Origin of the sequence: Plantactinospora siamensis (genome assembly GCF_042434095.1) — a bacterium.
In the GTDB taxonomy this organism is placed as follows: Bacteria; Actinomycetota; Actinomycetes; order Mycobacteriales; family Micromonosporaceae; genus KBS50.
Genome location: NZ_JBHLUE010000010.1, coordinates 25375 through 31947, shown reverse-complemented (window position 1 = coordinate 31947; position 6573 = coordinate 25375). Strand labels below are relative to the sequence as shown.

Sequence of the window (6573 nt, the reverse complement as noted above, 5' to 3'; positions counted from 1 at the left end):
GGCCCGCGCCGGCCCCGCCCGGCCCGCCCGCCCCGCCGCCCGCGGCGGCCAAGCCCGCCCGGCTTCCCGAGCCGCCCGAGCCGCCCGAGCCGCCCGAGCCGGCCGCGCCCGCCCGGCTGCCCGAGCCGCCCGCGACGGCCACGCCCGTCCCGCTCCCCGAGCCGCCCGTGCCGGCCGCGCCCGTCCCGCCGGCGCCGCCCGGCCCGCCCGCGGCGGCCAAGTCCGCTTCGCCGCCCGAGCCGGCCAAGTCCGCCCCGGCGCCCGCGCCGGTCAAGGCGGCGCCTGTTAAGCGGGGACCCCTGCTATACAAAAAGCGATAACAAGGGGCCCTTCCTTTCCGGCGGGGGGCTCGTCGCGGGCTGCCGGCTCTGCTGACAGAATGCCGGCATGCCCGACGCAGTTGCCCGGCCCCGGGTCCTATCCGGCATCCAGCCGACCGCCGACTCGTTCCACCTCGGCAACTATCTGGGCGCCATCCGCAACTGGGTGACCATGCAGGACACCCACGACGCGTTCTACTGCGTGGTGGACCTGCACGCCATCACCGCCGGTCACGACCCGGCGGTGCTGCGCCAGCGCACCCGGCTGGCCGCCGCGCAGCTGCTCGCGGCCGGTCTCGACCCGGAGCGCTGCACGCTGTTCGTCCAGTCGCAGGTTCCCGAGCACTCGCAGCTGGCCTGGGTGCTGAGCTGCATCACCGGCTTCGGCGAGGCGAGCCGGATGACCCAGTTCAAGGACAAGTCGTCCCGGCAGGGGGCCGAGCGGGCCAGCGTTGGCCTGTTCACGTACCCGATCCTGCAGGCCGCCGACATCCTGCTCTACCAGGCCGACGCGGTCCCGGTGGGCGAGGACCAGCGTCAGCACCTGGAGCTGACCCGGGACCTGGCCCAGCGGTTCAACGGGCTGTTCGGCACGACCTTCACGGTGCCCGAGCCGTACATCATCCGGGACACCGCCAAGATCACCGACCTGCAGGATCCGACGGCGAAGATGTCGAAGTCCGCCTCCTCCCCGGCCGGCATCATCGACCTGCTGGACGACCCGGCGAGGTCGGCCAAGAAGATCCGCTCGGCGGTCACCGACACCGGCCGGGAGATCATCTTCGATCCCGAGACCAAGCCGGGCATCGCCAACCTGCTGACCATCTACTCGGCGCTCGCCGGCCGGTCCATCGACGACCTGGTCGGCGCGTACGCGGGCAAGGGCTACGGGGATCTCAAGAAGGACCTGTCCGCGGTGGTGGCCGACGCCGTACGCCCGATCCAGGAGCGCACCCGGGCCTACCTGGAGGACCCGGCGCAGCTGGACAAGTTGCTGGCGCTGGGCGCCGAGAAGGCCCGGGCGGTCGCCGCGGCGACGCTGCGCACGACGTACGAGCGGGTGGGCTTCCTCGGCCCGGCCCGGTCCGCGTAGCGGCAGCCCGACGGTGGCCAGACGGCAGACCGGCGAGCCGCCGGTGGGGTGGAGCGGGTGGTGACGGACGGTACGCGCGGCGGCGAGACCGGGACGATCCAGATCGGCATCGCGATCGACGTTCCGCAGCCGTGGGGCGAGATCCTCACCCGGTGCCGCGCCGAGGCGGGTGACCCGCAGGCCGCGGACGTCCCGGCGCACGTCACGCTGCTCGGTCCGACGGAGATCCCGGCCGTCAGCCTCCCGGGGGTGGAGGACCACCTTGCGGCCGTGGCCGAAGCGCACCTGCCGTTCACCATGCACCTGCGCGGAACGGGAACGTTCCGGCCGATCACCGAGGTGGTCTTCGTGGTGGTGGCGGCGGGGATCAGCGAGTGTGAGCTGCTCTCGGCGGCCATCCGCACGGTGCCGGAGCTGCACCGCGAGACGCGGTTTCCCTACCACCCGCACGTCACCGTGGCTCAGGACGTCGCCCCCGAGGCGCTGGACAAGGTCTATCAGGAGCTCGCGGACTTCTCCGCGCTGTTCGAGGTGGAGGGCTTCACCCTCTTCTCGCACAGCGGCGAGACCCGGTGGCGGCCGCGGCGGGACTTCCCGCTCGCCGGCCGGGACGCGCCCTGAGCTAGGCCGAATTGACCGGTGGATCGGCGAGGATGAGTGGCGTGGATCTACTGTCCCGGCTCGAGGCCGCGTTCGACCGCCGGATCGAGGCCATGTCCCGCCGGTCGCTGTGGTTCGACCACTTCTGGCGGGCGCTCATGCGCTATCAGGACGTGCTCGGTGGCCGGTTGGCGGCCGCCATCGCGTACTACGGCTTCTTCGCCATCTTCGCGCTGGGCCTGCTGGCGTACTCGATCTTCGGGGTGGTCATCAAGAACAGCGCGGGGGTGCGGGTGGCGGTGGTCGCGTTCCTCGCGGACAACCTGCCGTTCGTCGATCTCAACCAGATCCTCAGCAGCAGCGGCTCGGCCAGCGTGGTCGGCGCCATCATCCTGGTCTTCACCGGGGTCGGGTGGGTGGAGGCGATCCGCTCGTCCCAGCGGTTGATCTACGGCCTCCAGCAGCAACCCGGCAACATCATCGTCCGCTGGTTCATCGACCTCGCGGTGCTCTTCGGGATCTTCGTGATGCTGGGCGCCTCGCTGGCCGCCATCGACGCGCTGGAGTCGCTGCTGCGCTGGCTGCTGAGCAGCACCGGCTCGGTGGGGCTGGCCATCCTCAGCGGGGTGCTGAGCGTGCTGGTCAACCTGGTGCTGGCCACCGCCATGATGGTGGCCGTGCCCCGAGTCAAGATCAGCCGTCGCCGGCTGCGCCCGGCGATCCTGTTCGTGGCCGTCGGGATCACCCTGCTGAACACCGTGGGGCGGTACTGGGTCGGGCGGACCGAGCGGAATCCGGCGTACACGGTGGTGGCCGGCGCGGTGGCGTTGCTGCTCTATCTGTACCTGCTCAACCAGCTGCTGCTGTTCGGCGCGGCCATCGCGGCCACCAGCGGCCACGGCCGGATCGTGGACCTGTCCGGGGGGCGCCCGCCGGAGGTGGTGGCGCCGCCGCCCACCGGGCCGCCCGCCTCGATGCCGCCGGAACGGCTGCCCGACCGGCCGGTCCAGGACGACGACGAGGATGACGACTGAGCGCCGTGCACTAAAAGGCGATAACGGCAATACGGTCAAATGCCTCCGGTCACGGGCGTGGGATCGAGATGATGAGGCGCGTGGGGGCACTCGTGACATTGGAGCTACCGGACGGCTCGCCGATGCTGGAACAGCCGTGGATCATCACCTTCGGCCCGCTGACCGACGCCGAGGAGTGGGAGCCGGTGGTCTGCGGCCCGTACGAGCGGCCGCACGCGCTCGCGCTGGCCGAGGCGGTGGTGGCGGACGAGCAGTTGATGGCCGTGGTCGAGCCGCTCGTCACCGCCGTTTCCGCGGATGAGATCCGCGGGGAGATCGCCGCGGCGCGGGCCGCCGCCGAGGACGAGGTCGCGGAGCAGGACGACGCGGATCTGTACGGCGACTACGAGGACGCGGATCCCGACACCGAGCCGCCCGGGACCGAACGGGCGGCGTACCGGGAACCCGCCGTGCCACCCGGCGAGGGGGAGATCCGGGCCGGCTTCGCCCGGATCGCGGAGCTGCTGATCGGCGGCGGCCGGCGACCAGACTGAGCGGCCCGCGCTGCTCGGGCCGTGCGGTGCGGCTCGGGCTGCGCGACGCGGTGCCGGTCCTCGGGCCGGAACGGACGAGCGCCGGTGCTCCGCTTGCGCGGAACACCGGCGCCACCATCGCCCCCCACCACAGGGGTCTTTGGCCCGGTCGCCCGGCGGCGCCGGTGCACGCCGGACGATCGGGGGCCTGACGCAGGAGTACCCCGCGCTTACCGCTTCGAACCTCCGGCGCGTCGATAGTTGCCTCGATTCGTTCCCGGCGACCCGCTGCAAGAGTCCTGCAGGGCTTGCGCAACGAGCCGGCAGCGAAGACCCAGCGGTCACGGTCACGTCGAGCAAGCCGGACGCTGGCGACATCCACTAACTCTCATACCTCGCAGTCATATCTATGCCTGTGAGGTATGTCGACACGGCGGGGGTGGGCCGGCGTCGGTCGGCGGGGCTGGGTCAGCCGGCGGGGGCGGGCAGCGGGGCCTGCGGCGCCGACAGGTGGCCGGACCGGTCGGCGTTGCCGCCGTGCCGCTCCGCGGCCGGGTCGGGTCGGGTCGGGATCGGCGCGATCGCGGTCGAGCCGCGGACCACCAGCTCCGGCCGGAAGACGTATTCGCTGTGCGGGGCCGCGTGCCCGTTGATCTCGTCGACCAACGCCCGGACGGCGGCCACGGCCATCGAGATCACCGGCTGCCGGATGGTGGTCAGCGGCGGATCGGTGAACGCCATCAGCGGCGAGTCGTCGTACCCGACCACCGACACGTCGGTCGGCACCCGCAGCCCGCGCTGCCGGGCCGCCCGTACGGCGCCGAGGGCCATCAGGTCGGAGCCGCAGACCAGCCCGGTGACGCCGCGGTCGATGAGCCGTCCGGCGGCGGCCTCGCCACCCTCCACTCCGAACAGTGACAGCTCGGCCAGCTCGTCCAGTTCGGGCTCGGCGAGCCCGAGCAGCCGCTTCATGGCGGTCCGGTAGCCGGCCACCTTGCGCTGCACCGGCACGAACCGGTCCGGGCCGGTGATCAGGCCGATCCGGCGGTGTCCCAGCGCCACCAGGTGGGCCACGGCGATGTCCGCGGCCTCCCGGTCGTCGCAGGAGACGAAGGGGGCGGGGATGCCCGGGGCGTACCCGTTGATCATCACGACCGGCAGCGGCCGGGCGAGCAGCGCCCGGTAGCGGTCGTGGTCCGCCGCGGTGTCGGCGTGCAGGCCGGAGACGAAGACGATCCCGGAGACCTGCCGGTCCAGCAGCATCTCGACGTACTCGTCCTCGGTGACGCCGCCGGGGGACTGGGTGCACAGCACCGGCGTGAAACCGGACTGGGACAGCGCCGACTCGATGATCTGGGCGAAGGCCGGGAAGATCGGGTTCTCCAGCTCGGGCACGACCAGCCCGACCAGCCCGGCGCTGCGCTGGCGCAGTCGGGCCGGGCGCTCGTAGCCGAGCACGTCGAGGGCGGTGAGGACGGCCTGGCGGGTCTCGGGGGCCACCCCTGGGCGGTCGTTGAGCACGCGGGAGACCGTTGCCTCGCTCACCCGGGCTTGTTGAGCGATGTCCGACAGTCGAGCGCGCATGGCCGCACCTTACTCAAGAGCCGTTTCTTGCCGATAGTCTTGCAACACCTTCCACTTTCTGCAAAGTCTTGCTAACGTCCCGGCAGCACTGACCACCCTTCGGCGCACCCCCGAGCGCCATCCCTCGCCGGGTCGTGCGGTCTTGCGCGCCCGGCATGATCGACAGGAGTCCCGATGCGCATCCGTACCGCGGGTGTGGCCGCCGTTGCTGCCCTGGCGCTGGCCGCCGCGGGCTGCGGCAGTGGCAGCGACAAGCCGGCCGCGTCCAATTCCCCCAAGGCCGCCACCGGCAAGCTGGTGATCTGGGCGGACGACAAGCGTACCGCCGCCCTCAAGCCGTTCGCCGAGAAGTTCGGCCAGGAGAACGGCGTGACCGTTCAGGTGCAGGCCGTCTCGAAGGACCTGCAGACCAACTTCGTCACCGCGGCGCAGCAGGGCGGCGGACCGGACGTCGTGGTCGGCGCGCACGACTGGATCGGCAACCTGGTGCAGAACGGCGCCATCGACCCGGTGCAGCTGACGGCCGACCAGAAGAGCGGGTTCAACCCGACCGCCGTCAAGGCCGTGACGTTCAACGGCCAGCTGTACGGGGTGCCCTACGCCACCGAGAACCTCGCGCTGATCCGCAACACCGACCTGGCGCCCGAGGCGCCGAAGACGGTCGAGGACCTGGTCAGCGCCGGCAAGAAGCTGCAGAGCGAGAAGAAGGCCAGCGAGATCCTCTGCCTGCAGGTCGGGCAGAACGGCGACGCGTACCACATCTACCCGTTCTACAGCTCGGCCGGCGGCTACCTGTTCGGCACCGCGGCCAACGGCGACTACGACCCCAAGGACCTGGGCGTCGGCAAGCCCGAGTCGATCGCGGCGTTCAAGAAGATCGCCACCCTCGGTGAGAAGGGTGCCGGTGCGCTGAAGCGGTCCATCAGCGACGCCAACTCGATCTCCACCTTCACCGCCAAGAAGTGCGCCTTCCTGGTCTCCGGCCCGTGGGCCATCTCGGACGCCAAGAAGGCCGGCATCAAGTACGACATCTCCCCGGTCCCCGGCTTCGCCGGTGGCAAGGAGGCGCAGCCGTTCGTCGGGGTGCAGGCCTTCTACGTGGCGGCCAAGGGCAAGAACAAGGCGCTGGCCCAGGAGTTCGTCACCAACTACGTCACCACGCCGGACCTGGCCGTCGCGCTCTATCAGGCCGAGCCCCGGCCGCCGGCGCTGACCGCCGCGTTCGACCAGGTCAAGGGCAGCGACCCGGACCTGGAGAAGTTCGCCCAGGCCGGCAAGAACGGCCAGGTCCTGCCGGCCATCCCCGCGATGGCGGCCATCTGGGACCCGTTCGGCAAGGCCGAGTCCGCGGTGATCGCCGGTCAGGATCCGGCCAGGACGGTCACCGCCGCCGGCAACACGATCGCCAAGCAGATCAAGTAGTCCGCCCG

The 6573-nt window shown here is 71.5% G+C and carries 7 protein-coding genes; 6 read left to right on the top strand and 1 reads right to left on the bottom strand.

Annotation, left to right across the window (positions count from 1 at the left end):
- From ACFFHU_RS13125 to ACFFHU_RS13105, 5 genes are all read left to right on the top strand, one after another.
- Positions 1-320, top strand: a 320-nt coding sequence (locus tag ACFFHU_RS13125) for a hypothetical protein (RefSeq protein WP_377338599.1), incomplete at its 5' end; no start/stop codon positions are given.
- Positions 321-387: 67 nt separating this feature from the next.
- A complete protein-coding gene (trpS, locus tag ACFFHU_RS13120) occupies positions 388-1413 on the top strand; it encodes a tryptophan--tRNA ligase (RefSeq protein WP_377338597.1) in 1026 nt (341 codons plus the stop codon).
- Between the two features lie 57 nt (positions 1414-1470).
- The gene (locus tag ACFFHU_RS13115; RefSeq protein ID WP_377338595.1) at positions 1471-2034 is read left to right on the top strand and encodes a 2'-5' RNA ligase family protein; all 564 of its coding nucleotides are present in this window, start codon (positions 1471-1473) and stop codon (positions 2032-2034) included.
- Positions 2035-2075: 41 nt separating this feature from the next.
- Positions 2076-3047 carry a YihY/virulence factor BrkB family protein gene (locus tag ACFFHU_RS13110; RefSeq protein ID WP_377338593.1) on the top strand — a complete coding sequence of 324 codons (972 nt, stop codon included), beginning with the start codon at positions 2076-2078 and terminating at the stop codon, positions 3045-3047.
- Positions 3048-3127: 80 nt separating this feature from the next.
- The gene (locus tag ACFFHU_RS13105) at positions 3128-3580 is read left to right on the top strand and encodes a hypothetical protein (protein WP_377338591.1); all 453 of its coding nucleotides are present in this window, start codon (positions 3128-3130) and stop codon (positions 3578-3580) included.
- Positions 3581-4027: 447 nt separating this feature from the next.
- On the opposite strand, the gene ACFFHU_RS13100 is transcribed toward ACFFHU_RS13105, so the two are convergent.
- Positions 4028-5143, bottom strand: a complete 1116-nt coding sequence (locus ACFFHU_RS13100; protein WP_377338589.1) for a LacI family DNA-binding transcriptional regulator — start codon at positions 5141-5143, stop codon at positions 4028-4030.
- Positions 5144-5317: 174 nt separating this feature from the next.
- Between ACFFHU_RS13100 and ACFFHU_RS13095 the strand changes: the two genes are divergently transcribed.
- Positions 5318-6565, top strand: coding sequence for a sugar ABC transporter substrate-binding protein (locus ACFFHU_RS13095; protein ID WP_377338587.1), 1248 nt, complete (start codon positions 5318-5320; stop codon positions 6563-6565).
- Positions 6566-6573: the final 8 nt, after the last annotated feature.